Genomic DNA, 25898 nt, shown 5'->3' with positions numbered 1-25898 from the left:
GCGGCTGAGGTGACCGCGTGCTGTTCGGCGATGCCGACGTCGAAGACCCGCTCGGGGAACTCCTTCGCGAACGCCTCAAGACCTACGGGCCGCAGCATGGCCGCCGTGATGCCCACCACGTCCTCGCGGTCGGTGGCGACACGGACCATCTCATCGGAGAACACCGACGTCCACGACGGTTTCAGCGGCGTGGCCTCCGGTGCGCCGGGGACCGCCCCGTCGGCGCGGCCCCGGCCGGGCTCGTGCCGCTCCGCCGGTTGACCGTTCCCCTCGCGCGTCACGCAGTGCACGATCACCGGCCCGCCGAGCGACTTGGCGCGCCGTAACGCCGACTCGACCGCCTTGACCTCGTGGCCGTCCACCGGGCCCAGGTACGCGAAGCCGAGGTCTTCGAAGAGGCCCCGGGGGGCGGTGAAGTCCCGGAATCCCACCGTGGCGCCGTACAGGGTCCCGAGTGGCGCGGCGCCCATCTCGGGGCGGTCGCCCACGGCGTCCTTGCCCCACTCCAGGAGCCGCTCACGTCCCCAGTTGGCACGCAACGTCGCCAGATAGTGGGCGAGGCCGCCGAGGGCGGGCGCGTGGGAGCGGCCGTTGTCGTTCACCACGATCACCAGCGGCAGGTTCCTCGACGCGGAGATGTTGTTCAGCGCCTCCCAGGCCATCCCGCCCGTCAGCGCGCCGTCCCCGATCACCGCCACCACATGCCGGTCCCGCAGCCCCCGCAGCCGGTGCGCCTTCGCGAACCCGTCCGCGTACGACAGAGCCGTCGACGCGCGCGCGTTCCCGGCCGTCTCGTGCTCGATCACCTCGTGCTCGGGCTCCCGCCGTGGGGAACACCCCGCGAGGCCGCCCCGGCCCCGCAACCGGAACTTCGTGCGTCCCGTCAGCAGCCGGTGCGCGTACGACAGGTGGCCGGTGTCCCACAGCAGCCTGTCGCGCGGCGAGTCGAAGACCCGGTGCAGCGCGATCGTCAGCTCCACCACACCCAGATTCGGACCGGGCTGCCCACCCGCCCGCGACACCGCCTCCCCCAGGAACCCCCTGATCTCCCGCGCCAGCTCGGGGAGCCGGGACGCGGGGAGGGCCCGCACGGCGCGGGGGCCGGACAGCGAGTCGAGCAGGGGTGTCGCGGCGGGCTGCGCCGGTCTGTCAGGGCGCAGGGTCAAAACGCACCTCCATGTCGGGCCTCAGTCCGAGGTCCGGTCCCGTGGACGTCTTGTCGGCCGCGATCAGGATGTTGTAGTGGTTCGGGAAGTGGCAGGAGTCGAAGCCGAGGACGGTGCCGACCAGGTGCCCGTCGACGCGCACCTCGTCGCCCCGGTCGATGACGCCGCCGGAGTTGACCTCCACGAAGCCGAGGAAGCCGACGCGGTCGATGACAGCGCCAGTCGAGGGGTCGTCGTGGTCGGTGGTGACCAGTTCGTGGATCTCCTCGCGGCGGACACAGCGGCTGGCGAACTCCGTCAGCTCCATGCCCCGGTCATCGCGCTTGTGGGTGAGGATCTTGACGAGGCCGCCGGTCACCGGCCGCTTCAGACCGTCTTCTTCGGGGTTCATCGGGTGCCTCCCTTGGTGTCCGCCGTGGTGCTGCCTGGCGTGGTGTTCTTCTCGGCCGCCTCGCGGCGGTAGACCTCGGCGACGAGTTCCAGTGCGGCCAGGCCGCCCCCGCTTCGGTCCTCCGCACCGGCGACGGCGGTCGCGAAGTCCCGCAGGACGCCGACGTACTCGTGCCAGAGCGAGGTCTTGAAGCCGTTGTGCCCGCCGAGCATGTCGGCGCGTCGCACGGTGCCGTCGGTGAGCGTCACCTCGACGTCCTTCGTCTCGCCCGGGTAGGCCCAGTCGAGCAGGACCCGGGCGGTGGCGCCCGAGGAGGCCAGCAGCGCGACGTCGGCCTGCCGGTCGGTGCCCTGGGCGTCGCGGATCACCTTGGAGTCGGTGACCGTCACGTCGCCGACGATCTGCCGGACGGTGTCGAAGGCGTTGGGCCCGTTGTCGGCGACGCAACCGCCGCCGCAGCGCTCCGGGTCCAGGTACCAGTGGTCGTCCCCGGCGTGCTCCTCGATCATCTCCAGGTAGCGGACGGTGAGGTGTTTGACGCCCACGTCCGCGGGGAGCCCGGCGATGAGGTCGAGGACGTTGTCGTTGTAGCGGCGGTGGAAGGACGTGAAGAGCACCACGCCTTTCTCGCGCGCCGCGCGCACCAGTTCCCTGCCGTCCTCGACGCGGGTGGCGAGCGGCTTCTCCACACAGACGGCGAGCCCGGCCTCGATGAGGTGGCCGCAGACCAGGGCGTGCACGTCGTTGGGAACGTTCACGACCACGGCGTCAAGACCGCCGTCGGCGATCATCGCCTGGTGGTCCCGGTAGGTGCGCGCCCTGCCCTCGAACGGGGCCAGCGCGTCCTGGCGCAGGTCGCACACGGCCACCAGCTCGACGTCGGAGAGCTCGTCGAAGGCCTTCACGTAGAAGCGGGATATGACGCCGAGCCCGACGATCCCGACCCGCAGCCTGCCGCTCACGCGCGCTCTCCAGCCGGGGCCTGGAGTCCCCATTGGGTGGCGACCTCGCACAGTTCCCCGTAGAGCGCGGGGCTGATCGGCACGCCGTCGGCGCGCGCGGCGGCGGCGACGGCTGCCTCTCGTGCGCCGGGGTAGCTGACGGGCGCGGCGGGGTCGATGGGCGGGCAGTCCAGGAGCGACTGGAACAGCCCGCCCGCCTGGGAGAGGAATCCGTCGACGGGGCGCAGCGCGCCGGGTGCGACGGCAAGCGCGAGGATGCCGATGTCGTCGTCGCGCCCGGAAGGGCCGCCGGTGCCGCTGTACGCCTCGGGGTCGGGGCCGAGCCCCGCGCCGGGTACCAGCGCGGCCAGCACTTCGACGAGCAGGGCGAGTCCGTAGCCCTTGTACGCGCCGGTCTCCGGTCGGCCGCCCAGCCACAGCGGGAAGCCCTCGCCCCGGTCGAGCGCGTGCGGGTCGGTGATGGGCTCGCCCCGCTCGTCGGCCATCCAGCCCTCGGGGATGGCGCGGCCCGCGCGGGCGGCCTCGCGTATCTTGCCGGTCGGCACGGCCGTGGTGCTCATGTCCAGGACGTACGGGGGGAGCTCGGGGCCCGCCGGGGCGGCGACGCTCATGGGGTTGGTGCCCAGCATGGCGACCTTGCCGCCCGGTGGCCGGGCGATGCGCTGGCCGCCGCAGTTGGAGGCGAGGATGCCGATCATGTCGCGCTCGGCGGTGCGCGCCGTGTGGAACCCGGCGCAGCCGAAGTGGGTGGCGTCGCGCACGGAGACCATGCCTATGCCGTATTCGGCGGCCCGGTCGGCGGCGAGGTCCATGGCCTCGCTGGCGACCCACAGGCCCAGCCCCTTGCGGGCGTCGAGCAGGACGGAGGCGCCCTTGTCGGCCAGCACCTCGGGCTCGGCGCCGGGGTCGGCCCGCTTGTCGTCGAACAGCGGCAGGTAGAGCCGGGTGAGGTTGGTGAGGCCGTGCGAGCGCATGCCCGCGAGGTCTCCGTAGACCAGGGCTTCGGCTGAGGTGCGGGCCCGGCCGTCCGGCAGGCCGCGGGCGGTGAACACCTCGGTGGCGAAGTCCACCAGGGCCTCGTACGGGATGCGCTGGGCCGTGTCCTCGGCTGTGGGTGGCGTCGGTGTCATGACGATCCGTTCCTGGCTAGGGCGGTGCGGCTGTAGCCGGCGGGTCGGGGGGCGCCGGCCGGGCCTGCCGGCCCTGTGGCGCGGACGAAGTGGGCGAGCAGGGAGCTGACGCCGGTGGCGAAGGACTCCAGGTCGGCGAGGTCGGCGTGCTCCCCTTCGGCGTGGGCGCCGTTCGCGTCGAGGTCGCCGGGCCCGTAGACGGCGGTGTACGCGCCGGGGACGCCGTGCATCCAGATGGCGTCGCAGGTGCAGACTCCGGAGCCGTCGGGCGCGTAGCGCAGTCCGGCCCCCGAGGTCAGCAGTTCCTCGGCCCACGGGTCGGCGCTGCTGAGCGCGGGAAGGCCGCGTTTGAGCCAGTCCAGGGTGGTGACCGCGGCGGCCTCGCGCGCGGTCAGGGCGAAGTCGGGGAGGCCGCCGAAGTGGGCGGTGAAGGCGGCGAGTCCTGCGGCGAGTTCGTCGGCCAGGGCCCGCTGGAGGGCCTGGCCCGCTTCGGTGGTCTGGTAGGCGAGGTTCAGCAGGAGCCGCCCGCTGCCGTAGACCTTGTTGTGCAGTTCGCCGGTGTGCAGTCCGGCGACGCACACCCGGCCTCCTTCGACGCGCCCGGAGAGCCGCTCCGCGAGGTGCTGGGCCAGGTAGCCGAGGAGCACGGTGGCGTTGTGGCCGCCGCCGGGCCTGTCGTCGATGGAGTCCTGCCCGGCGACGGTGACGCGGGCGGTGGCCGAGGCGGTGGAGCGCGGCACGAGCAGCGTCCGGGTGGGCTCGCAGAAGATGTTGAGCCTGCCGGTGTGGCCGCTTTCGACGAGCGGGCGGGTGCCGAAGACGCCCATCGCCCCGCCTTCCTCCCCGGCGACGAGCTGGATGAGCACGCTGACGCTGTCGCCGAGTCCGGGCACGGCGGCCCGCGCCGCGCGCAGTCCCGCGAGCAGCGCGACGGCGGGTCCCTTGGCGTCGATGGCGCCCCGGCCGTGGAAGCGTCCGTTCTCATAGCGCGGCGGCTCCCACCCGGCGACGGTGTCCAGGTGGACGTTGAACATGACGGTCCGCTCGCGCGGCAGCGCGGGCCCGAGCCGCAGCACCATGCTGGGCTGGCAGTCCAGGAAGCCGGGCATCGCGGCGGCGGCCTCGCGGACGGTGACGGGCACGCCGTCGCGGTCCAGCACGGACGGGTCGGGCGCGGCGTGGTGCAGCACGGTGAAGCCCAGTTCGGCCGCGGCCTCCGCGTAGGCGCGCTGAGCCTCCCACAGCTGCGGGCGCGGGCCGTCGGGGCCGGTCTCCAGCGGACCCGCTGTGGGCATGCCGATCAGCCGCAGCAGCAGGTCCCGCTCGGCGGGCAGCAGTTCGACGTGACCGGCGCCGGGGGCACCCGCCTGCTCGCCGCTCACGCCCGTTCCTTGGTGAGGCCGTCGATCAGCTTCTCCAGGGCCCGCCCGTAGTCGATGAAGGCGTCCACGCCGTCCCTGCCTTCGACGGCGAGTGATTCGTGCGGCCGTACGTTGATGTGCGGTTCGATGGACCAGACGCCGGTGTAGCCGTGGTCGAGGAGGTAGCGCAGCGAGTCGGCGACGCGGCAGCGGCCGTCGCCGGGAAGGGTGTAGCCGGCGTCCTCGGGGGTACCCAGGGCGTCCTTGATGTGGACGTGCGCGACATACGGCGCGATCTCGGGCAGCAGGTCGTACGCCTCGTAGTCGTAGGCGACACCGTTGCCGACGTCGAACAGCAGCCGCAGGGCGGGGCTGGCCACGTGGTCGAGCAGCTCGCGCATCCGGGCGGCCTCGGTCCCGGCCCAGCCCGCGCAGTTCTCGTGCAGCAGGACGAGACCGGCGTCCTCGGCGCGGGCGGCGAGCGTGCTCATCCGGTCCAGGACCGTCGCGCGCCAGCGCTCCTCGGGCAGCCCGTCGTTGGGGTAGGACATGACGCGGACGTTGCGGGTGCCAAGGCGCGGGCAGCGTTGGGCGAGGATGTCCAGCTCCCGCAGGTCCTGGTCGAAGTCGCCGGTGACGGGGCGGGCCCAGTTGGCGATCCGCGAGTCCACGCAGGTGACGGCGAGCCCGGCGGCGTCAAGGCGCTCCACGAGCCGGTCGAACGCGGCGTCGTCCAGGTCGGCCACGGCCGTCCCGTCGATGTTGCGCAGTTCGATATGGCCCCAGCCGAGGGTGGTGAGCGCGGTGATCTGCTCGTCCAGCGAGGCTCCCGCCTCGTCGCCGATCCCGCACAGCGCGATTCCCGCCGGTAGCGCGGTTCCCGCGCTGGTCCCGGTGGCGTCAGCCGACATGGACGCTCCCGTTCTTGTGTGACGTGGCCGCCGCTGCCACCGGTTCGCCGGAGGCCGCGTGCCGCTTGGCGCTCTCCAGCAGCTCCACCACCTGGGCCTGGAGTTCGAAGTCCGCGGTGAGGTCGGCATGCTCGACGAATCCGCGGTAGCAGCTCAGCAGGCATGCGTCGAGCGCGTCCTCCTGGAAGATCTCGCGCTCCTCCGGCAGGCCGGTGGGGGTGACGTACAGCTGGGCGTAGTTGTCGTCGCCGCTGATGGGGTAGTGGCCGACGGCGACGCCCGCGTCGAAGTCGAGCACGATGCTGCGTTCCCGTATGGGTGAGACCAGGTCCGTCACGATCCGCGTGGACACGCCCTCGTCGTGGGCGAGGGTCAGCTCGGCGGTGCCCATGTGGGGCACCACCTGATCACCGGCCCTGGCGTCGGTCCAGGCGGCGTCGGTGATCCGCCCACCGCCCGCGAGCCGCAGGGCGACGCCGACGGAGTGCGGCAGCTCCACGTCGAACGCGGTCGGGTGGCTGGGCGTGCTGAGCGTCCTGCGCAGCCGTGGCTTGCGCTGGTGGACGGTGATCCGGCGCAGCGCGCCGAGCCGCCCGGAGACAACGGTGCGGTGGAGCCGCTCGGTGAGCGTGCTGTGCAGCCAGGGCGCGACGACGGCGAGCCGCAACCGGTATTCGTCCCGCACGGCACGGATGTCCTCCACCGCGGCGCTGTCGAGGCCGAGTGGCTTCTCTACGAGGAAGCAGCGGAAGCCGTGGCCCGCGAGTTCGCGCAGCACCTCGGCACGCTCGCCCGGTGGCGTGCACAAGTGGACGACGGTGGTCTCCGGTTCGAGCCTGGCGCGGGCTTCGGCCAGCGAGGGCACGACGGTCAAACCTGGCACGGACTGGTCCTCAGACTGAGGCAGCAGGTCGTAGCCGAGCGGTGTGGCGGCGGCGAAGGGAGTGGTGGAAGCCGCGTTTCCGGAGCCGACTCCGGCGTCCTGCCGCAAACGGCGGAGTATCGGCAGATGCAGCTCTCGTCCTGACCGTCCGAGCCCGACGAGCAGTGTGTGCAGCATTGCGATCTCCTTATGCATGTACGTACGAAAGTGCCCACCGTACGTCAGACTTGACGCGGTCGTCCTTAGCAGATAACTGCCTGGAGTACCGCCGCGCGTGCAGCCTCTTGCCATAGCAGGGAATTGCACGGCTTCCTAGCCTGAGGGCCCACACAGGGGCACAGGCGGGGACGAGGGAGTGTTATGAGCGTCGCGGAGCGGAAGCCGAAATCCTACGTGTTCGATTCGGGTTGGGACCGGGAGACGGAAAGGCTACGCGCCAACGAGTCCATCTGGGACCCGGGCACCATCGAGCGGATGGAACGGCTGGGTGTGACCACAGGCTGGCATGCCCTGGAAGTGGGCGCCGGGTCGGGGTCCATCGCCCGCTGGCTGGGCGAACGGGTGGGCCCGACAGGCCGGGTGCTCGCCGCCGACCTGGACACCGAGCGGCTGGAACCGGTCAAGGCACCGCATGTCCAGGTCGAGCGGATCGACGTGCGTACCGAGGAGCTGCCCGCCGAGTCCTTCGACGTCGTGCACTCCCGCATGGTCGTCCAGCACCTCGAAGACCGCCCGGCGGCGGTGGCCAGGATGGTCCGCGCGCTGAAGCCGGGCGGCTGGCTGTTCCTTGAGGACACCGACTCGCTGCCGCTGTTCCGCAGCGCGGTCTCCGAGGACTTCCTCCAGGACGTGCGCGCGGCGGGCTACGAGCTGATGCGCCGCGCGGGCCATGAGCCGCGCGGCGGGCACTTCGACCTGGAGGCCGCCCTGGGGTGCGAGCTTGAGGAGGTGTCGGCGGAGGGCCGGGCCGTGATGGTGATGGGCGGCTCCCAGCAGGCCAGGCACTACCAGCTGTGGCTGGAATTCATGCGCCCGCGCATCGTCGCCGAGGGCATGCTGCCCGATTCCCGCATCGCCGAGGCCATCGACGAGATGGGCGACCCCGCCCACCACTGGCTGAGCCAGGTCCTCATCTCGACGTACGGCCGCAAACCCCGTTGAGCCCCGTGAGCCCCGGAAATCGCAGTAGCGCGGCGCGGGGCCGCACACCGCCGTAGCGCGGTACGCCGCCGGTACGCCGCTCACGCGCGTGCGCCGTGCGCGTACGGCGCGGGCGCCCGGCGGTGGATACGGCGGCCCGCGGCAAACAACCGAACAAGCGCCACGAGCGCCACCCCCACACCACACCACCGCCCCCCCCCACTGAGGCATCCACGCACCAGGCGCCGCCCGCGCGCCCCGCACCGAGGACGTCGGGAAGAACCCTCAAGCGCGAAGACAACACACAGAAGGCAGCCCTCTCATGACGCTCAACCTCGCCTTGTCGCCGAACACCAGAGACCGTCTGAACGCCTACGTCAAGCTCGGCAAGCTCTCGTTCTACGACTACTACCTGAGCGCGTTCGTCGTGTGGGCCGCCCTGCCGGGTTCGCAGCTGTGGGACGGCGAGACGTTCACCGTGCTGGTGCTGTACGTCGTGGGTTACGTCGGGGTGGTGTCGGCGACGGTCGCGCTGGACGATGTCACCGGCATCAAGGACGGCAGCGACGCGCGCAACTACTCCCCGGAGTCCGGGGCGCTGCGCGACTTCGCCCGTAAGCCGCTGCTGAGCGGGGCCCTGACGGTGCGACAGGCCGAGGTCTTCGGCTGGGTGGCGATACTGTGCGGCGCCGCCGTCTGGTCGCTGACCTTCGCCATCGCGCCCGAGAGCCCCCTGTGGGTCGGCCTGCTGATGGCGGCGGTCCTCGTGTCCAACGTGCAGTACTCCTACGGGGTGAAGATCAGCTACAACGGCGGCCAGGAGCTGATGCTGCTGACGCCCGGCCTCGCGATCCTCATCCCGTACGTGCTGCTGACGGGCGAGGTCACAGGCCTGATCATCCTGGAGTCGGTGATCTTCGGGCTCTGGTGCCTGCTGGTCTCCGTCTACTCGAACATGAACGACGTGGAGGGCGACCGGCTCGCCGGACGCCGCAACCTGGCGACGCTCACCTCCCCCACCACCTACCGGAAGATCATCGTGGCGACGCATCTGCTGGAGCCCGCCGCCGTGGTGACGGCCATCGCGCTCGGCGCGGTGGCGTGGTGGTTCGCGGCGCTGATGCTGCCGCTGTACGCGATGCGGGTCGTGCAGGCGAAGTCGGGTGTGCGCCAGGGGAATCTGCTGGAGGCCCGCATGCTCGGCATCAAGCTGCACCGCTGGGGCGTGCTCGTGCTGCTCCTCGCGAATGTGCTGGCACTTCACGTGTGAGCGGCCGGTCCCGGCCCGTCCCCTTCTCGGCCGCGCGTTCGCTGAATGTGTCCACTTGAGCGTGTCTGTTGGGCAGCTCCCGGGTTGAACTCCACGGCAGGGCCCAGGCATTCATCACCCCGCGAGCGCGCCGACCACGGAACCGGGGCAGTTATATGACGGGATGTCCGGGCCGCGCCACGACCTTGTCCACAGCCCTATAGAACAGCTTGCACCGGACCGGTCACAGGTGCAGACTGTTCCACAGGTCCAGTGCAACTTGTTCCACAAGTCTCGTCCGGTGCTTTCCCCTTCGCACCGCCCGACAGGAGATATCCACATGCTCGACAGACTAGCGAGTCTGATCCTCCCTCGGCCGAAGAAAGTGCTGCTGGCCGTGCTGATCATCGCGCTCGCCGTCGGTGGGGCCTCCATGGGCCTGACGGACAGGCTGACGATGGGGGGATACGAGAACACGGACACGGAGTCGCACAAGACCGAGGACATCCTGGAGCAGGAGTTCAAGCAGGGCAGCCCGAACCTGACGATCGTCGTCAGTGACCCGCGCGGCGTCGACGACCCGGCGGTCGCGGCGGCCGGCTTGAAGCTCACGCGGAAGCTCGCGCAGGAGAAGTACGTCAGGAACGTCGCGTCGTACTGGTCGATGGACAAGGCTCCGGCGCTGAAGGGGAAAACGGGCGACGAGGCGCTGCTGAGCGGGCGCATCATCGGTGACTTCGACGAGATCAACGACCGGGTGCAGGACCTGGACGAGGAGTACTCGGGCAAGGTCGACGGCCTCAAGCTCGAACTCGGCGGCATCGCCCTGATGAACTTCGAGAACGTCGACCAGTCGGCCAAGGACGCCGCCAAGGCGGAGACCCTGGTCTTCCCGCTGGTGCTGATCGTGCTGGTGGTCATCTTCGGCTCGCTGGTGGCCGCCGCCCTGCCGCTGGCGGTCGCGCTGGCCACGATGCTGCTGGTCTTCGGCCTGCTGTTCCTGATCACCTTCGGCTTCGACGCGAACAACCTGCTGACCAACGTCACCACCCTGCTCGGCCTCGGCCTGGCGATCGACTACAGCCTGCTCTTCATCACCCGCTATCGCGAGGAACTGAAGCGCGGCCTGGAGACCCACGACGCCATCCGCGCCACGATGCGGCAGGTCGGCCGCACGGTGACCTTCTCGGCCATCACTCTGGCCATCGCCTGCATGTCCCTGATGGTGATGCCGTTCGGCATGTTCCAGTCGATCGCCGTGGGCGGCGCGATGACATCGCTGACGGCGGCCGCCACCACCCTGGTCATCGTGCCCGCGCTGCTGGCCTGGGCCGGGCCGCGCATCGACAAGCTGCGGCTGATCCGCCGCAAGGCCCGCCCGGAGACCGAGTCCTCCGAAGGAGGCTGGCACCGCCTGGCGATCTTCGTCATGCGCAAGCCCGTTCCCCTGGTGGTCGCTGTTCTGGCGCTGATGGCCCTGCTCGGCTCCCCAGTCCGCGACCTCAACCTGCGGCTGCCGGACGAGCAGATCCTGCCGAAGTCCGCCCAGTCAGCGGAGGTCGCGCAGACCATCCGGGAAGACTTCGACACCCGCGAGTCCCAAGCCGTGCAGGTCGTCGGCCGTGACATCGGCAAGGTGACGGAGCGCAAGGGCGATATCAACGAGTACGCGACGACGCTGTCGGCCCTGCCCAACGTCGCCCGCGTCGACTCGATCACCGGCAGCTATGCGGAGGGCAGGCGGCTCACCCCGCCGACGAAGTTCTCCCAGCAGTACGCCACCGACTCCTCGACGTACCTGAGCGTCGTGCCGAAGGTGGACGGCCTCTCGCCAGAGGGTGAGGAGATCGTCCGCGACATCCGCGACGCCAACGCCCCCTTCCCGGTGAAGGTCGGCGGCCAGTCCGCCATCTCCGTCGACACCTTCGAGGTCTTCGCCGACAACCTCCCGATCGCGCTGGGCATCATGGCGATCGGCACGTACATCCTGCTCTTCCTGCTCACCGGCAGTGTGCTGCTGCCGCTGATGGCGATGCTGCTGAGCGTCCTGAGCCTGAGCGCCACCTTCGGCTCGCTGGTCTTCATCTTCCAGGACGGCCACATGCAGTGGATGGTCGGCGACTTCATCAACACCGGCGCGGTCAACTGGACGGTCCCCGTCCTCGTCGGGACCCTCGGCTTCGGCCTCTCCATGGACTACGCGGTCTTCATCCTCTCCCGCGTCAAGGAGGAGTACGACCGCACTGGTGACAACGAACTGGCGGTGGCGACCGGCCTGGAGCGCGTCGGCAAGGTGGTCACGTACGCGGCCATCATCCTGTCGCTGGTCTTCATCGTGATGCTGACCTCCGGGATCAGCTATATGAAGGCGCTGGGCCTGGGCGTGCCGCTGGCGATCCTGCTGGACGCCACGCTGATCCGGGGCATCCTGCTCCCGGCGTCGATGCGCCTGCTCGGCACGAAGAGCTGGTGGGCACCCGGCCCCCTGCGCACGTTCCACGACCGGTTCGGCATCAGCGAATCGGCGTCCTCCACCCAGACCACACCCCCACACGCGAGCGGCGAGCACTCCCCCGAGCGGACCGTAGACCGCGTGTGAGAAACCCGCTGCGCGACCGACCCCCGTGGACGCGCGGCGACGAAGGCGGAGCCCCGCACACCGTTCGCCCGGTGCAGCGGGGCTCCGTCGTCCGCACGGCCGTGCGTAGCGCCGTAGCGTGCCCGGCCATACCGTACCGGCCGGACGTCCGCGCCCGGAGCGCGCCGCACAGGCGCGGGAGGCGGGGATTACTGGCGCAGGCCGCTGAGCAGGGTGCGCAGGGCCGCCGTCGTGGCGTCCAGCGCGGACGGGTCGGAGGACCGGGCCAGCCATACGGCGGCCTCGTTCATGGCCCCCGACAGCAGCCGGGCCAGCGGCGCGACCGGCTGCCGGGCGATCACTCCGGAGGCGATCAGCTCCTCCAGGGCCTCGGCCAGATGGCGGGCGGAGGATGACTCGTCCATCGCTCGCCATGCGTCCCAGCCCAGCACGGTGGGCGCGTCGATGAGCACGATCCGCTGGATCTCCGGGTCGGAACCGGCGGCCAGAAACGCCCGGCAGCCCGCGAGCAGTTGGTCCCACGGGTCCTCTCGCGCGTCGGCGGCCGCCGCCACCCGGTCGCCGATCTCCCGCTGCGCCTGTTCGACGACGGCCTGGAACAGTCCCGCCTTGCTGCCGAAGTGGTGGTACGCGGCGCCCTTGGTCACCCCCACGCCACCGGCGACGTCCTCCAGGGTCACCCCGTGAAACCCCTCACCGGCGAACCGCCGCCTCCCCTCCGCCAGCAACGCACGCCGGGTCTCCGCACGTTGCTCGGCCCTGCTCGCCATGCTCCACCTCACCCTTCACCACGATTGACATACCGGGAGTATGTTACTAGCGTCACTTCACATACCGACAGTATGTGAACTCGTGGAGGTCCTTGTGCACGCCAAGCTCGACAGCTTCTATCCGGTGATCTGCACCCATGACGTCGCCGGGTCCCGCGACTTCTACGTGCGGCACTTCGGCTTCGACGTCACCTTCGCCGCGGACTGGTACGTCAGCCTCCGCCGACCCGAACCACCGTGCTACGAACTGGCGTTGCTCGACTACCGCCATCAGACGCTGCCCGAGCGCTACCGCACACCGGCCCGGGGCCTCATCCTCAACTTCGAGGTCGCCGACGTCGACGCCGAGCACCAGCGGCTGGTCAGGGAGGCCGGACTGACCGAGGAACTGTCCCTGCGCAGCGAGGACTTCGGCCAGCGGCACTTCATCGTGGCCGCGCCCGATGGCGTACTCATCGATGTGATCACGCCCATCGCCCCGGCAGCGGCCTTCACCGACCAGTACGCCACGGCCCCGGTCGACCGCTGAGACGACGCGCGGCGAGGCAGCGAGACGGAAGTGCAGCGGGGCAGAGCGGCAGCGGGCAAACAGCCGCGGACGAGAGCCGGGCTGCCGCCGGACGCCGGTCGCGCCACCTCGCCACCCGCGTGCCGTCTGCCCCCGTGTCGCCCCTCATGCCCGGCCCCGCACCGCCCCCACGCCGTCCTGAGCGGCCAGCAGGTCAGCAGTCGCGGGCGGTCGCGGAGAAGATGAGCGTGTCGCCGGGGCGCTCCTGCGCGTGCTGGGTGACGCTCAGCTTCCAGCCGCCTCGCTCCAGCATGCTGTAGACGAGCGTGCCCTTCGAGGACTGGTCCTTCACCTGCCACCCGTGCCGCTTCAAAGCGGCCACCGACTCGTCGTACGCCGGTTCCCTCGGGGACCGGCCACGCGCTCCGGACCACGCGAGGCGGCATCGCTCGGGCACGGCCGTCGCGTCGTCGCCGCTGTCAGCGATCGCGATGGCACGGAGGCCGTCCTTGGTCACTCCCGCCTCCTTCACGGCGGACTCGATCTCCTCGTCCACGGCCCTTCGCGTCAGCGGCGCGTCGCCGGGCTCCGCCGCTGTCTCCTCGGCCACGGCCCTGCGCTTCTGCGGGTCGCCGGGTTCCGCCGCTCCCCCGCATCCGGCCGCCGCGAGCACCACCACCGCGGCCAAGGCCGCCCGCCCCGCCCCGTTCACCGGTGGTCTCCCCGCGTCAGGGCCTCAGCCGTCGCCGCCGCGAACCCGTCAGGGTTGTCCAGCATGATGTTGTGGCCGCAGCCGGGGACCGCGACCACGCGCACGCCCGCCGCCGTCAGCGCGTCAGCGCCCGGCACTCCGCCGTCAGCCGCCGGGTGGAGGAACGTACGCGGAATCCTCAGATCCAGCAGGAGTTCGCGCATCGTGGGGACCGTGCCCTCGATGAGGTGGGTCGCACTGCGGTGCAGTGCCTCCCGGCCCGTCAGGCGCATCGTGGCCCACCAGTGCGGCCCGACCCGGTCCCTGACCTCCGCCCAGCCTCCGGCGAGGAACTCCCGTTCGGAGTAGGCCGCGATGCCGCTGCTGCCGCTCGCTCCCGGAGCGCGCGGGATCGGGTCGAGGTTGGCGTCGATCAGTACGAGCCGGGATACCAGGTGAGGGTGCCGGGCGGCCAGCACGATGGCTACCGAGCCGCCCATGCTGTGCGCGACCAGTTCGGCGCCGGTGACACCGGCGGCGGCCAGCGCGGCGGCCAGGGCGTCGGCGTGCGACTCCAGCGCGTAGTCGAAGTCCGTGGGCCGGTCGCTGATGCCGTGACCGAGCAGGTCGATCAGGAGGGAACGACGCCCCGCGAGCAGCGGGTGGAGGGCGGCCTCGGTGAAGTACGGGCCTGAGGCGGCGCCGAGGCCGTGCACGTAGACCCGTACGGGATCGCTGCCGGGCAGCTCGACCCAGCGGATGCGGGCCCCTTCGGTCGTCGCTTCGGCACTGCGCACGGCCCGCCCCCGTTGGTCGCGTTCGATAAAGGGCCGAGCGTAATCGCCCTGGCCGGACCCTTGGCACCCGGGGCCAGGTGACGCCGCACGAGGGCGGCGGCCACCCGCGCCACCACCCCGCCCCCGGACGCCACAGTCATCGCCGACGGGCCGGGCCCGGTGGGGGCCCGGCGAAGGGGCGCGCCCCGCCAAAGGCGCGGGGAACTGCGCGCCCGGCCACAACCCACCCGCAGCCCTCAACGCACAGACAGGCGCACGGACAGAGGCCCCCCACCACGACCCGCCGGCCACGGCCTAGTTCCGCCCCGCCAGCCAGGCGTGCACCCGCTCCACGGCCATCTTCGAGGACGCTATGGCCGCCTCGCTGCTCGGGCGGAGGTAGAGCCAGTCGCCCGCGTACTCGATGGGCTGCGGAGCCCGGCGTACGAAGCGGCCGCGCAGGGCCAGCGCGGCGGGCGGCGCGGCGGGAAGGCCGTTGCGCCAGCGGACGATGTGGTGACCCACGTACGCCTCGCGCAGACCGTCGATGAACGTCGTGCTCTCGTCCAGGGCCCGGTCCAGCACCTCCTCGTCGGGCAGGTCGTAGACCTCGCCGACCCGGCGCGGCGAGACGAGCAGGGTGATAAGTCCGCGTCCTGCGGGCACCCGGTCGGGGCACTTGTTGTGCTCGATCGTGGCGCCGGAGAAGAGGGAGCGCTCCTTCGGGCCGAGGACCACCGCGTAGGAGCGGGGCTTGTCCGGGTCGCGGCGGGGCTCCAGTGGGCGGTCCAGGCGGACGGCGACGCGCATCATCGTGGTGAAGGTGGACGCCTCGATGAACGGCCGTTCCTCGTCCGGTAGTCCGGGGTGGAGCGCGGGGATCTCCGGCGACGGCTGGGTGAGGACGGCGGCCCGCGCGGAGAGGTCGGTGCCGTCCGTGAAGTGGATGCGGACCTCGTCGCCCTCGCGGACCACCCGGTCGACCGAGCGGGACATGTGCACCTTGACCTTGGTGGCCAGGACGCGGGCCATGGTGTCCTGGCCGTCGCGGTAGGTCTGCCAGCGGAAGATGCCCTTGGTGCCCTGCATGATGGCCAGCAGTGGCGCCACCGCGCTCTGTTCCGGCTGCCAGCCGAAGGCGGTGTGGGAGATCGGGCCGAGGCTGCGCTCGACCATCTCGCGGCCGTAGCGTTCGCCGAACTCGGCGAGCGTCATGTTCCGGTACCGCGAGTTCTCCGGCCATTCGGGGTCCACCTGGCCCGAGCGGCGCATGCCTCCCAGCATCGAGCGGAACGACTGGAGCCGCCCGGAGACGGACAGCCCGGCGCCGAGCAGCATGCCCTTCGGGTGGCCCACCCAGGGGTGGTTGCGGCCCTGGTCCCACAGGCCGACCGGGTGCTGGATCTGGTGGATCTGACGGCCCCGGTCCAGGCCCAGTTCCTTGATGAACTCCCACGTCGCGGGGTAGCCGTACGGGGAGATCGTCTCCGCGCCCCGGTCGGTGGTGTAGCCGTCGACGCGGCTGGAGCGCATGCGCCCGCCCGGTGCGTCCTCGGACTCGAACACCTCCACCCGGTGGCCCTCTTGCGTCAGCCGGTAGGCGGTGGTCAAACCGGCTATGCCGGCGCCGATCACGGCTATGTCGATATCAGCCACTGGTGCTCCTCATACGCGTCTCGTACCCGTCGAAGTCGTCACAGCGGAATGTGGGGGCGATGTGCCGTGGTGCGGGAAGGCGCGCGGTGCGGGCCCGGCGCGCCAGGCAGCTGAGCAGGTGGACATACGGCCAGGCAAGCGGACATGGGGACGTGCCCGGACCTACACGTGCGGGCGGGCGGCGGACCGGCCGTGGGCCGCCCGCGCCGCGTCGCGAGTGCGGTGACGCGTCGCAGGCTGCCGACTGGTGCTCCGAGTGTGGCCGACCCGCCCTCGTGGCCCGTACGCGGTGTACCCCACGCGTCCGTCAGGTCCAGCGGCCTGTGCCGATGATCTGCTTGCTGCCGAGGACCTGCTCGCGCAGGTCCAGGCGGCGCACCTTCCAGGTCGCCGTCCTCGGGACCTCGGCCCAGGGGATCAGCTTCGGCTCGGCGAGCGGCGGCAGCCCGGCGGTCGCGGCCGCCCACTCCTGCGGGTCGAGCTTGTCGTCGGTCATCGACAGTACGGGCACGGGGAGTTCTCCCGGTACGCCGAGCACGGTGACGTCGGAGGCGCGGGGCAGCCGGTCGAGGAGGATGCTCTCCAACTCGATGCCGCTGGTGCCGGGGATGATGTCCACCTCGCGGTCGACCAGCTTGAGGCGGCCGAGGGCGTGCATCTCGCCGATGTCACCGGTGTTCCACCACTTGCCGCGGACCTTCTCCGCATGCCGGTCGCTCTCGCCGACGTAGTCCAGGCACTGGGCCTTGGTGGTGACCATCATGATGCCGGGCCGGCCCTTGGCGACCTTGCGGCCGGTTTCGGCGTCCACCACGCGGACCTTGTTGAAGCCGGGCGACGGCCAGCCGATGTCGCTGGTGACGGCCGAGTCGTCGGAGAGGTTCTTCATCCGGCCGCGCGTGAAGAGGGTGAAGCAGACGGGGCCGACCTCGCTCTGGCCCCAGCCCTGGAGCCACACCGGGAAGCGGCGCTTGGAGACGCCCAGGAAGGTCCGCACCGTACGGGGGTGAATGGCGTCGAACGTGCCGACGTACAGGCGTATCTGGCGGAACAGCTCCGGGCGCTGGTGGGCGATGTCCTCCCAGCGCTGGAAGATGTTCGGGCACGCCTCAAGGGAGGTGGGGCGGTGCTCCTCCAGCATGCGCTCGGCGACCTCCGGGTCATGCCGGGAGATGATCACGATCTTCTTGGGCGCGAGGACGAACTGCCCCATCACCCACGAGACGATCCGGCCGTGCGCGAACGACACCGAAGTGGCGGCCACGTCACGGTGCTTGCTCGCCAGGACCGGGAACCGGATGCGTTCCATCCGGGCGACGCCGCCGAGCAGTGAGTTACCGGAGTGCACCACGAGCTTGGGGACACCGGTGGTTCCGGAGCTGTGCATGATGAGCATCGACTCGTGCGGGGCGCGCAACCGGGTCGGCGGGGCGTCCGCGCCGTCCAGATCGCCGAGGGTCAGCGCGTCGTCCCGCGCCCCCTCCCCCCGTTCGCCGAGGACCAGCATCCTCGTCTTCGGACCGCACAGCTCGACGCCCGCCCGCGCGGCGTTGGCCAGCGCTGTCGGCGACACCACCAGAACCGAGGGTTCCAGTTTGGCGATCATGGCGCGGTGGTTTTCCGGGGTGTTGAGTCCGGCGATCGTCGCGGGTAAGGCGCCGAAGCGGGCGGCAGCGGCGGCGGCCAGCGTCATGTCGAGGTGATTGTCTTTGACAATGGCCACCCTGTCACCGGCACGCGCCCCTGCCGCGTAAAGCCGCGCGGAGAAGTCCCTGACCGTCTGTGCGAGCTGCGCCGCGTCGAAACGCGTGCCTTTGTCAGGGGCGATGTCAAAGGGCCGGTCCAGGTAAGCAACGGTCTGCTGCTTCGCCTGCGCGTGCCATTCAAACAGCTCAGCGATGTTCAGCGGGTGTTTTCGATAGGACATTCCGGCACTCCTGATGCGAACGACTTTTACCTTCACGGCTGGCTGTGCGGGTGGCCGCGCAGCATGCGTGCAGGCACTGGTCGCCCGGCGTTATGAAGGCTAGAAGTCGTCACAAAATAGGCCCCCACCTGCACGAATCGCCATAGCAAGCCACATGGCAAGCTCCACCATCTCAGATAGCAAGAACTAGCCGCTACCGTGCCCGCCCACTTTCCTCAAGAATCGGAGGCTAGTTCGCTCATGTCGAGCTAACCCTCTCGGTGATGCGTCGTACAGGGAATGGAGACCGACATGGCCAGCACGCGCCTCGATGTCTGCGTCATCGGGGCCGGCCCACGTGGCCTATCGGTCCTTGAGCGGCTCTGCGTCAATGCGCGGTACGGCGCGCCCCCCGACGCCCACGACGCTGTCACCGTGCATGTGGTCGACCCGTGCGCACCAGGACCCGGGCGGGTATGGCGTACTGATCAGTCCCGGCACCTGCTCATGAATACCGTGGCCTGCCAAGTGACGGTATTCACCGATGAGAGCGTCGAAATGGACGGGCCCCTTGAACCGGGCCCGAGCCTGTACGAATGGGCCCGTTTCGTCAGCGGGATGTGCGCGCCCGCCGACGGGACGCGCACGGCGGACGGCTCCAGCGTAGCCCCGCCCGGCGCGGAAAGCGCGGACGGACTACATGGCTCGGATGACACGTCCGCTGATGACACGTCCGCTGATGACATCACGTACGCGGATGGCACGTACGACGCCGCGACGCTCGCCGAGGCCAAGGCCCTTGAGCCCGACACGTACCCGACGCGCGCCCTGTACGGCACCTACCTCTCCTGGGCGTTCCGCAGGGTGCTGAGCGGCGCGCCGCCGCACGTGACGCTGCGGGTACATCCCACGCAGGCCGTCGCTCTCGACGACGATCCGGCGGGCACGCAGACCGTGACGCTGGCCGACGGCACCCGCCTCACGGGCCTGGACGCCGTGGTGCTGGCGCAGGGTCATGTGCCGGTCGAGCCCTCGGCGGAGGAGAACGGCCTCCGCGCCTTCGCCGCCGAGCACGGCCTGGCGTACATTCCCCCGGCGAACCCCGCCGATGTGAACCTATCCGCCATCGGGCCCGGGGTCACCGTGCTGCTGCGCGGCCTCGGGCTCAACTTCTTCGACCACATGGCGCTGCTGACCGAGGGCCGGGGCGGCGCGTACGAGCGGCACGGTGAACAGCTCCGCTACGTGCCGTCTGGACGGGAGCCGAAGTTGTACGCCGGTTCGCGGCGCGGCATGCCGTACCACTCGCGCGGCGAGAACGAGAAGGGCGTCGAGGGGCGCCACGAACCCCTGCTGCTCACCCCCGACTTGATCGCCAAGCTGCGGGCGCAGAGCGCTGGCGGGGCGGGGCTCGGGTTCCGTGAGGTGCTGTGGCCGCTGGTCTCCCGCGAGGTCGAGACCGTCTACTACACCGCGCTGCTCACCTCCCGCGGCCAGGGCGACCGGGTCGCCGACTTCCAGGAGCGGTTCCTGGCCCGCACGGCGGGCGGCACCGGGGAGGACGACTCCCAGGAGGCGTGGCTGCTCGACACGTTCGGCATCGGGCCCGCCGACCGCTGGGACTGGGAGGCCATCGAACGCCCCTACGGTGACCGTGAGTTCGCCGACCACGACGACTTCCAGGGCTGGCTGCTCGACTACCTGCGCAAGGACCTCGAAGAGGCCCACGCGGGGAACGTCAGCGGCCCGCTCAAGGCCGCCCTGGATGTGCTGCGTGACCTGCGGAACGAACTGCGGCTCGCGGTCGACCACGGCGGCCTCAGCGGCGACTCCTACCACGCCGACCTCGACCGCTGGTACACCCCGCTCAACGCGTATCTGTCGATCGGCCCGCCCGCGCGCCGCATCGAGGAGCTGCTGGCGCTGGTGGAGGCCGGGGTGCTGCGGATCGTGGGGCCCGGGCTGCGCGTGGGTCTTGACCGTACGGCGGGTGCCTTCGTCGCCGAGTCCCCCTCGGTGCCCGGCTCCCGGGTGACGGCCGGCGCGCTGATCGAGGCCAGGCTCCCCGAGATCGACCTGCGGCGCGCCGCCGACCCGCTGATGCGCCACCTGCTGGCCACCGGGCAGTGCTCCTCGTACCGCATACCGTCGGCGCACGGCGAGGCGTACGAGACCGGCGGCCTCGCGGTCACCGAGCGGCCCTACCACGTGCTCGACGCCAAGGGCCGGGCACATCCGCGCCGGTACGCGTTCGGGGTGCCCACGGAGGCCGTGCACTGGGTGACGGCGGCAGGCATCAGGCCGGGCGTCAACTCGGTGACGCTGGGCGACTCCGACGCCATCGCACGCGCCGTACTGGGCGCGGCGCGCACCGGCGATGCCGCCGCCCCGCTCGCCGACGCCGACGACATGCCGCTCGCCGCGCACCACGGGACGCCCCCGGCCGCGCAGCGTGACGCGTCGCCGGGCGACGGCGCCAAGCCGCTGACGGGCGCGACATGGGAGGCCGAGCGGTGACCGGCGCCCCGCTCCGTCCTCCGGCGGACGGAGCCCAGGACGCCCCAGCGGTCGGAGCCCAGGGCGGAGCCCTCTCCCCCGGAGCGGCGCCCACGGGCGCGGCTGCGGCCCGCGCGGGCGCGGCGGGCCCCACCGGCCTCGCCCAGTGGGCCGACTCCGGCCTGCTCTCGCCCGTGCGCGCGGGAACGCCCGTCGAAGCCGCCGTCGCCGACCACGCCTGGCTCCAGGCGATGCTCGACGCCGAGGCCGGACTGGCCCGCGCGCAGGCACGACTCGGGACCGTGCCGGCCTTCGCGGCACGCGTCATCACCGAGGCCGCCCGCGCCGAACACCTCGACCTTTTCGCGCTCGCCCGTGGCGCCCGGGAGGCAGCGAATCCCGTGGTAGGCCTGGTCCAGGAGTTCACGGCGGTCGTGGCGGCGCGGGACGCGGAGGCAGCCGAGTACGTCCATCGTGGCTCGACCAGCCAGGACATCTTCGACACCGCGGCGATGCTGGTGGCCGACCGGGCGCTGGCGCTCATCCTCGCCGACCTCGACCGGACCGCGGAGGCGCTGGCCGCGCTCGCCGAGCGGCACCGTGACACCGCGATGGCGGGCCGCACGCTCACCCTGCACGCGGTGCCCACCACCTTCGGGCTGAAGGCCGCCGGGTGGATGTGGCTGGTACTTGACGCCGCTGAGCGGCTGCGGCGGACCCGTGACAGCCTTCCCGTCCAGCTGGGCGGCGCGGCGGGCACCCTCGCCGGTTACCTGGAGTACGCCGGGTACGGGCACGCCACGCCCGGCGGCACCGGCCACGGAGCCCGGCGTGCGAACGGGGACCCGCAGGACGGCACGTACGACCAAGACGACGACCACAACGACAACCACAACCACAACGACGATCACACCTACGACTACGGCTACGAGCTGACCGCCGCCTTCGCCGCCGAACTCGGCCTGGCGCAGCCGGTGTTGCCCTGGCACGCGCTCCGCACGCCGATGGCCGACCTGGCGGCGGCCTGCGCCTTCACCGCCGGGGCGCTGGGGAAGATCGCGGTCGATGTGCAGTCGCTGACCCGTACCGAGGTCGGTGAGGTGCACGAGGGTGCGGTAGCCGGGCGCGGTGCCTCCTCCGCGATGCCGCACAAGCGCAACCCGGTGCTGGCCACGTTGCTCCGCTCCGCCGCCCTCCAGGTCCCGCAGCTCGCGGCCACCGTGACCAGCGCGATGGTCGCCGAGGACGAGCGCTCGGCGGGCGTGTGGCACGCGGAGTGGGAGCCGCTGCGCGACTGCCTGCGTCTGGTGGGCGGCGCGGCCAGGCACAGCGTGGAGCTCACCGGGAACCTGACGGTCTCCGGCGACCGGATGCTGGCCAACCTCGGTCTCACCGGCGGCCAGGTGGTCTCCGAACGGGTCGCCGCCGTGCTCGCCCCGCTGCTCGGCAAGGCAGCGGCCAAGGAACTGCTCCACCGGGCTTCGGCGCGCGCGGCGGCCTCGGGCCGCCCTCTCGGCGATGTGCTGGGCGAGCTGCCCGAGGTGACCGCGCACCTGACATCGGCGGCGGTCGCCGAGGTGGTCGATCCCACCGGATACACCGGAGCGGCGGGACGGCTGGTGGACCGCGCGCTGGTGCGGCCGCGCCCGGCCGCCCGGCGGGAGGTTGTCACGGCCCCGGACGGCGGCGGCCAGAAGAACTGAGCCTACGACCCCCTTTGGAGGGGCAGTGAACGCGATAAGTACCCCGGTGCGTAAACGCATCATCATGGCCGAACCGCGGGGCTTCTGTGCGGGAGTGGACCGCGCGATCAACATGGTGGAGCGGGCACTCGACATCCACGGAGCCCCCGTCTACGTCCGGAAGCAGATCGTTCACAACCAGCATGTGGTGACCGGACTGGAAGCACGCGGCGCGGTGTTCGTGGACTCCGAGGAGGAGGTCCCCGAGGGGGCCGTCTGCGTCTTCTCGGCGCACGGCGTCTCACCCCAGGTGCGGGCGAGCTCAGCGGCCCGCAAGCTGGACGTGATCGACGCGACTTGCCCGCTGGTCTCCAAGGTCCACCAGGAAGCCAAGCGCTCCGCCCACGCGGGCCACACCATCCTGCTGATCGGCCACGCCTACCACGAGGAGGTCGAGGGCACGGTCGGCGAAGCGCCCGAGGACACGATCGTCGTGGAGAGCGTCGAGGACGCCCGCACGGTCCAGGTGCCCGAAGGCCGCAGCGTCTCCTATCTCACGCAGACCACGCTGTCGCTGGACGAGACGATCGACATCGCCGACGAGCTCGCCCGCCGCTTCCCCGACATCAAGGGCCCCGGCACGGGCGACATCTGCTACGCCAGCCAGAACCGGCAGAACGCGGTGAAGGAGCTGGCCGCCGAGGCGGACCTGGTCCTGGTCGTCGGCTCGGACAACTCCAGCAACTCGGTGCGCATGGTCGAGGTCGCGATCCGGCACGGCGCCAAGAGCCACCTCGTCAACGATGTCTCCAAGCTGGACGAGAGCTGGCTGGACGGCATCGGTACCGTCGGCGTCACCTCCGGTGCCAGCGCACCTGAGATCCTTGTCGAACAGCTGGTCGGCCGCCTGCGCGAACTGGGCTACGACCACGTTGACACCATCACCACCACCACTGAGGACATCGTCTTCTCCATGCCCGGGAGCTTGTTGTGACATCCACCGAGGCAGTGGCCGCCCCCACGGCCACCAAGGCCGCCCAGCCCACGCCGCGCGAGCTGCGTGACCACATGCTCGCCCGCGTAGAGGATCGGCTCACGGCGCTCATCGCGGAAGAGCGTGCCTTCTGGAACGGCCAGAACCCCGACGCCCTGGAGCTCGTCGACTGCGTCGGCGACATGGTCACCAGCGGCGGCAAGCGGCTGCGGTCCGCCTTCTGCGTCGCCGCCTACCTCGCCGCCGGTGGCGACCCCGCGTCGCAGGTGGCTGTGGACGCCGCCGCGGCGCTTGAGCTGATGCACACCTCCGCCCTCCTGCACGACGACGTGCTGGACGAGTCGGAGCTGCGCCGGGGCGAGCCCACCGCCCACGAGAAGCACTCCAAGCTGCACACGGAGCGCGGCTGGCACGGCGACCGCAAGCACTACGGGCAGAGCGTGGCGATGCTCGCGGGCAACCTCGCCATCGTCTACGCGGAGCGGCTGCTGGCCGACTGCCCGCCCGCCGCCCGCAAGGTGTGGGGCGAGCTGTCCACCGAGCTCATGGTGGGGCAGTTCCTGGACGTACGGGCCGCCGCCCGGTTCCAGCCGGACATTCCGCTCGCCCGCTGGATCGCCCTCTTCAAGTCCGGCCGCTACACCGTCTACCGGCCGCTGTCGGTCGGTGCGATGCTCGCCGGCGGCTCCCCGGAGCTGCTGGGCCCGTTCGAGGAGTACGGGCTGGCGCTCGGCGAGGCGTTCCAGCTGCGCGACGACCTGCTGGACGCCTTCGGCAACGAGGAGGTGACCGGAAAGACCGCACGCCTTGACTTCAAGCAGCACAAGATGACGCTGCTGATGTCGTTCGCCCTCCAGGACGAGCCCGAGGTACGCGCCCTGGTCCGCGACGACCTGCCGAACACCGACCCGGACGAGCTGCACGCACTGCTGATCAAGACCGGCATCCGCGACCGCGTCGAGGCCGTGATCGAGGAGCGCCTGAGCGTCGCCAACGCGGCGGTGAGCGGGGCGCTGTCCCCGCAGTGGACGGCCGAACTCCAGGAGATGGCACGGACGACGGCCCACCGCGTCAAGTAGCCCTCGGTGGGCGGCTGGGCGGCCGCTCTGGACGCGACAACCGGTAACCGGCCGGCCGGTGCCGACGCCCTCGGCACCGACCCGCCCCTCGCGCGCCCGCGCGCGGGGCGGTGCCGGGACGTACACTCACGCCTCCGTACGCTCCGTAGCGCACGCGCGTCGGCGGCCTGGTGGTCGGCGTCGGTCGCGGCGGTGTTATTGGCGTTGCTTTCGTTACGGTCGTTGCTTCTGTTACGGGGTGTTCCTCCTGCGAACGCGGTCCGCACTGCGCGGGCGTCGCGGGGCGGTATCGGGTGCGGTCCGGGGCGTAGGGCGGCCGCTTGGCCCCCGTCTCCCGTCCGGCTGCGCGGGCGGCTCAGCGGCTCAACTGCCGTTCTCGTTCCCGCCCCAGGGCCTCAGTCCCTGGCCCGGCCGGTCACGGCCGTGGGCTGATGACCGTCGCGCCGTCCGCGGGGCCCGTCGCCACGCGTGCCGTGCGGCAGGTGTACGCGTCCGTCAGGGCGCGGGCCACGACCGCCGACGACCGCGCGTCCTGCGTCAGGAACGCACAGGTCGGCCCGGCCCCTGAGACGATCGCCGCCAGTGCCCCAGCGTCCGTGCCGACGCGCAGGGTGCGGGCCAGTGAGGGCATGAGGGAGAGTGCGGCGGCCTGGAGGTCGTTGCTGGTGCCGCCCGCCATCAGAGCTGCGCCTAATGCGACCGGGTCACCGGCCCGCAGCGCGCCGAGTACAGCCGGGGACGGTTCCGGCTCCGGGATGCGCCGGTCGGTGCTGCCGTCGTCCCAGGCGGCTCGCAGCCGGTCGCATTCGCGGTAGACGTCCGGGGCGGACAGCCCGCCTTCGGCGACGGCGAACACCCAGTGGAACTGGCCGCCCACCTCCAGGGGGTTGAGCAGCTCACCCCGCCCGCGCCCGAGCGCGGCGCCGCCGACGAGGCCGAACGGGACGTCGCTGCCCAGTTGCCCGGCGAGCGCCCGCAGGTCCGACCGGCTGGTGCGGGTCCCCCACAGGGCGTCGCAGGCGACCAGCGCGCCCGCCGCGTCGGCGCTGGCCCCGGCCATGCCGCCCGCCACGGGGATGTCCTTGGCGATGTGTAGGTGAAGAGGCACGCCGCTGCCATCGCCGCCACCCGCGCGCCCGCGCGCGTGGTGCTCGGCGAGCAGGGTGGCGGCACGGACCGCCGGGTTGTCGCTGCCCAGCGGCACCCGGTGGGCGTCCGGCCCCGAGACGGTGACGCGCACCGCCCCCGGCCCGGCACCCGGCCGCGACTCGGAACCCGACCCGGCCACGGTCCCCGAACCCGCCCCCGACCCGGCCACGGACCCGTCCCCCGACCCCGACCCGTACTCGGACCCGGGGCCTGACTCCGGCTCCGTCGCGGTGACTTCGTCGTACAGGCCGACGGCGAGGAAGACATTGGCCAGCCGGTGGTACCCGTCGGGGCGTGCCGGGCCCACGGCGAGCTGGATGTTGACCTTGGCCGGCACCCGCACCGTGACAGCCCTGGCACCGGGCCCGGCACCCTTGGGGGTACCGGGCCGGGCCATGT

At 71.5% G+C, this 25898-nt stretch carries 21 protein-coding genes; 8 read left to right on the top strand and 13 right to left on the bottom strand.

Annotated features, from left to right (window positions below):
• From AC5P1B_RS33805 to AC5P1B_RS33775, 7 genes are all read right to left on the bottom strand, one after another.
• Positions 1-1166, bottom strand: a 1166-nt coding sequence (locus AC5P1B_RS33805) for a 1-deoxy-D-xylulose-5-phosphate synthase N-terminal domain-containing protein (protein ID WP_493891839.1), incomplete at its 3' end; no start/stop codon positions are given.
• Positions 1150-1557, bottom strand: coding sequence for a DUF6917 domain-containing protein (locus AC5P1B_RS33800; protein WP_493891838.1), 408 nt, complete (start codon positions 1555-1557; stop codon positions 1150-1152). The genes AC5P1B_RS33805 and AC5P1B_RS33800, both read right to left, overlap by 17 nt.
• Positions 1554-2519, bottom strand: a complete 966-nt coding sequence (locus AC5P1B_RS33795; RefSeq protein WP_493891837.1) for a Gfo/Idh/MocA family protein — start codon at positions 2517-2519, stop codon at positions 1554-1556. Before AC5P1B_RS33795 ends, AC5P1B_RS33800 begins: the two co-directional genes overlap by 4 nt.
• The gene (locus AC5P1B_RS33790) at positions 2516-3649 is read right to left on the bottom strand and encodes an Ldh family oxidoreductase (protein WP_493891836.1); all 1134 of its coding nucleotides are present in this window, start codon (positions 3647-3649) and stop codon (positions 2516-2518) included. The genes AC5P1B_RS33795 and AC5P1B_RS33790 overlap by 4 nt, the downstream gene beginning before the upstream one ends.
• Entirely contained in the window at positions 3646-5031 is a 1386-nt protein-coding gene (locus AC5P1B_RS33785; RefSeq protein WP_493891835.1) for a M20/M25/M40 family metallo-hydrolase, read from the bottom strand. Before AC5P1B_RS33785 ends, AC5P1B_RS33790 begins: the two co-directional genes overlap by 4 nt.
• Positions 5028-5921: a sugar phosphate isomerase/epimerase family protein gene (locus AC5P1B_RS33780; protein ID WP_493891834.1), complete on the bottom strand. Its 894-nt coding sequence runs from the start codon at positions 5919-5921 to the stop codon at positions 5028-5030. The genes AC5P1B_RS33785 and AC5P1B_RS33780 overlap by 4 nt, the downstream gene beginning before the upstream one ends.
• Positions 5911-6981, bottom strand: coding sequence for a Gfo/Idh/MocA family oxidoreductase (locus AC5P1B_RS33775; protein WP_493891833.1), 1071 nt, complete (start codon positions 6979-6981; stop codon positions 5911-5913). Before AC5P1B_RS33775 ends, AC5P1B_RS33780 begins: the two co-directional genes overlap by 11 nt.
• A gap of 183 nt (positions 6982-7164) precedes the next feature.
• Between AC5P1B_RS33775 and AC5P1B_RS33770 the strand changes: the two genes are divergently transcribed.
• From AC5P1B_RS33770 to AC5P1B_RS33760, 3 genes are all read left to right on the top strand, one after another.
• The gene (locus tag AC5P1B_RS33770) at positions 7165-7965 is read left to right on the top strand and encodes a class I SAM-dependent methyltransferase (protein ID WP_493891832.1); all 801 of its coding nucleotides are present in this window, start codon (positions 7165-7167) and stop codon (positions 7963-7965) included.
• Between the two features lie 301 nt (positions 7966-8266).
• Positions 8267-9214 carry a UbiA family prenyltransferase gene (locus AC5P1B_RS33765; protein WP_493891831.1) on the top strand — a complete coding sequence of 316 codons (948 nt, stop codon included), beginning with the start codon at positions 8267-8269 and terminating at the stop codon, positions 9212-9214.
• Positions 9215-9533: 319 nt separating this feature from the next.
• Complete coding sequence (locus tag AC5P1B_RS33760; RefSeq protein ID WP_493891830.1) at positions 9534-11792, top strand: MMPL family transporter; 2259 nt, start codon at positions 9534-9536, stop codon at positions 11790-11792.
• A gap of 188 nt (positions 11793-11980) precedes the next feature.
• Here the strand turns inward: AC5P1B_RS33760 and AC5P1B_RS33755 are convergent, their stop codons facing one another.
• On the bottom strand, positions 11981-12562 hold the full coding sequence (locus AC5P1B_RS33755) for a TetR/AcrR family transcriptional regulator (RefSeq protein WP_493891829.1): 582 nt from the start codon (positions 12560-12562) through the stop codon (positions 11981-11983).
• A gap of 82 nt (positions 12563-12644) precedes the next feature.
• On the opposite strand from AC5P1B_RS33755, the gene AC5P1B_RS33750 reads away from it, so the two are divergent.
• Positions 12645-13091 (top strand): VOC family protein, encoded by a 447-nt coding sequence (locus AC5P1B_RS33750; protein WP_493891828.1) that lies wholly within the window; start codon positions 12645-12647, stop codon positions 13089-13091.
• A gap of 193 nt (positions 13092-13284) precedes the next feature.
• Here the strand turns inward: AC5P1B_RS33750 and AC5P1B_RS33745 are convergent, their stop codons facing one another.
• From AC5P1B_RS33745 to AC5P1B_RS33730, 4 genes are all read right to left on the bottom strand, one after another.
• On the bottom strand, positions 13285-13782 hold the full coding sequence (locus tag AC5P1B_RS33745; protein ID WP_493891827.1) for a hypothetical protein: 498 nt from the start codon (positions 13780-13782) through the stop codon (positions 13285-13287).
• Positions 13779-14558, bottom strand: a complete 780-nt coding sequence (locus AC5P1B_RS33740) for an alpha/beta fold hydrolase (RefSeq protein ID WP_493891826.1) — start codon at positions 14556-14558, stop codon at positions 13779-13781. The genes AC5P1B_RS33745 and AC5P1B_RS33740 overlap by 4 nt, the downstream gene beginning before the upstream one ends.
• A gap of 294 nt (positions 14559-14852) precedes the next feature.
• Positions 14853-16193: a protoporphyrinogen/coproporphyrinogen oxidase gene (locus AC5P1B_RS33735; protein ID WP_493891825.1), complete on the bottom strand. Its 1341-nt coding sequence runs from the start codon at positions 16191-16193 to the stop codon at positions 14853-14855.
• Positions 16194-16500: 307 nt separating this feature from the next.
• Positions 16501-18120 (bottom strand): AMP-binding protein, encoded by a 1620-nt coding sequence (locus AC5P1B_RS33730; protein ID WP_493891824.1) that lies wholly within the window; start codon positions 18118-18120, stop codon positions 16501-16503.
• Between the two features lie 291 nt (positions 18121-18411).
• Between AC5P1B_RS33730 and AC5P1B_RS33725 the strand changes: the two genes are divergently transcribed.
• The 4 genes from AC5P1B_RS33725 to AC5P1B_RS33710 all read left to right on the top strand — a co-directional run bounded on the left by AC5P1B_RS33725 (position 18412) and on the right by AC5P1B_RS33710 (position 24350).
• Positions 18412-20616, top strand: coding sequence for an FAD/NAD(P)-binding protein (locus AC5P1B_RS33725; protein WP_493891823.1), 2205 nt, complete (start codon positions 18412-18414; stop codon positions 20614-20616).
• Positions 20598-22298 carry a class-II fumarase/aspartase family protein gene (locus AC5P1B_RS33720; protein ID WP_493891822.1) on the top strand — a complete coding sequence of 567 codons (1701 nt, stop codon included), beginning with the start codon at positions 20598-20600 and terminating at the stop codon, positions 22296-22298. The genes AC5P1B_RS33725 and AC5P1B_RS33720 overlap by 19 nt, the downstream gene beginning before the upstream one ends.
• A gap of 64 nt (positions 22299-22362) precedes the next feature.
• Positions 22363-23271: a 4-hydroxy-3-methylbut-2-enyl diphosphate reductase gene (locus tag AC5P1B_RS33715; RefSeq protein ID WP_493891821.1), complete on the top strand. Its 909-nt coding sequence runs from the start codon at positions 22363-22365 to the stop codon at positions 23269-23271.
• Positions 23268-24350: a polyprenyl synthetase family protein gene (locus tag AC5P1B_RS33710; protein WP_493891820.1), complete on the top strand. Its 1083-nt coding sequence runs from the start codon at positions 23268-23270 to the stop codon at positions 24348-24350. The genes AC5P1B_RS33715 and AC5P1B_RS33710 overlap by 4 nt, the downstream gene beginning before the upstream one ends.
• Positions 24351-24765: 415 nt before the next feature.
• Here the strand turns inward: AC5P1B_RS33710 and AC5P1B_RS33705 are convergent, their stop codons facing one another.
• On the bottom strand, positions 24766-25896 hold the full coding sequence (locus AC5P1B_RS33705; protein ID WP_493891819.1) for a 4-(cytidine 5'-diphospho)-2-C-methyl-D-erythritol kinase: 1131 nt from the start codon (positions 25894-25896) through the stop codon (positions 24766-24768).
• Positions 25897-25898: the final 2 nt, after the last annotated feature.

It is taken from the genome of Streptomyces sp. A01, assembly GCF_059026195.1.
Note: the sequence above shows the minus strand (reverse complement) of the source record. Positions and strands in the feature narration are given on the sequence as shown.

What these genes read in the sequence shown, in the direction of transcription:
- AC5P1B_RS33800 (WP_493891838.1), bottom strand. Translation starts at nt 1,557, where the DNA reads ATGAACCCCGAAGAAGACGGTCTGAAGCGGCCGGTGACCGGCGGCCTC.
- AC5P1B_RS33725 (WP_493891823.1), top strand. Translation starts at nt 18,412, where the DNA reads ATGGCCAGCACGCGCCTCGATGTCTGCGTCATCGGGGCCGGCCCACGT.
- AC5P1B_RS33780 (WP_493891834.1), bottom strand. Translation starts at nt 5,921, where the DNA reads ATGTCGGCTGACGCCACCGGGACCAGCGCGGGAACCGCGCTACCGGCG.
- AC5P1B_RS33720 (WP_493891822.1), top strand. Translation starts at nt 20,598, where the DNA reads ATGGGAGGCCGAGCGGTGACCGGCGCCCCGCTCCGTCCTCCGGCGGAC.
- AC5P1B_RS33770 (WP_493891832.1), top strand. Translation starts at nt 7,165, where the DNA reads ATGAGCGTCGCGGAGCGGAAGCCGAAATCCTACGTGTTCGATTCGGGT.
- AC5P1B_RS33790 (WP_493891836.1), bottom strand. Translation starts at nt 3,649, where the DNA reads ATGACACCGACGCCACCCACAGCCGAGGACACGGCCCAGCGCATCCCG.
- AC5P1B_RS33730 (WP_493891824.1), bottom strand. Translation starts at nt 18,120, where the DNA reads ATGTCCTATCGAAAACACCCGCTGAACATCGCTGAGCTGTTTGAATGG.
- AC5P1B_RS33760 (WP_493891830.1), top strand. Translation starts at nt 9,534, where the DNA reads ATGCTCGACAGACTAGCGAGTCTGATCCTCCCTCGGCCGAAGAAAGTG.
- AC5P1B_RS33705 (WP_493891819.1), bottom strand. Translation starts at nt 25,896, where the DNA reads ATGGCCCGGCCCGGTACCCCCAAGGGTGCCGGGCCCGGTGCCAGGGCT.
- AC5P1B_RS33765 (WP_493891831.1), top strand. Translation starts at nt 8,267, where the DNA reads ATGACGCTCAACCTCGCCTTGTCGCCGAACACCAGAGACCGTCTGAAC.
- AC5P1B_RS33775 (WP_493891833.1), bottom strand. Translation starts at nt 6,981, where the DNA reads ATGCTGCACACACTGCTCGTCGGGCTCGGACGGTCAGGACGAGAGCTG.
- AC5P1B_RS33755 (WP_493891829.1), bottom strand. Translation starts at nt 12,562, where the DNA reads ATGGCGAGCAGGGCCGAGCAACGTGCGGAGACCCGGCGTGCGTTGCTG.
- AC5P1B_RS33715 (WP_493891821.1), top strand. Translation starts at nt 22,363, where the DNA reads ATGGCCGAACCGCGGGGCTTCTGTGCGGGAGTGGACCGCGCGATCAAC.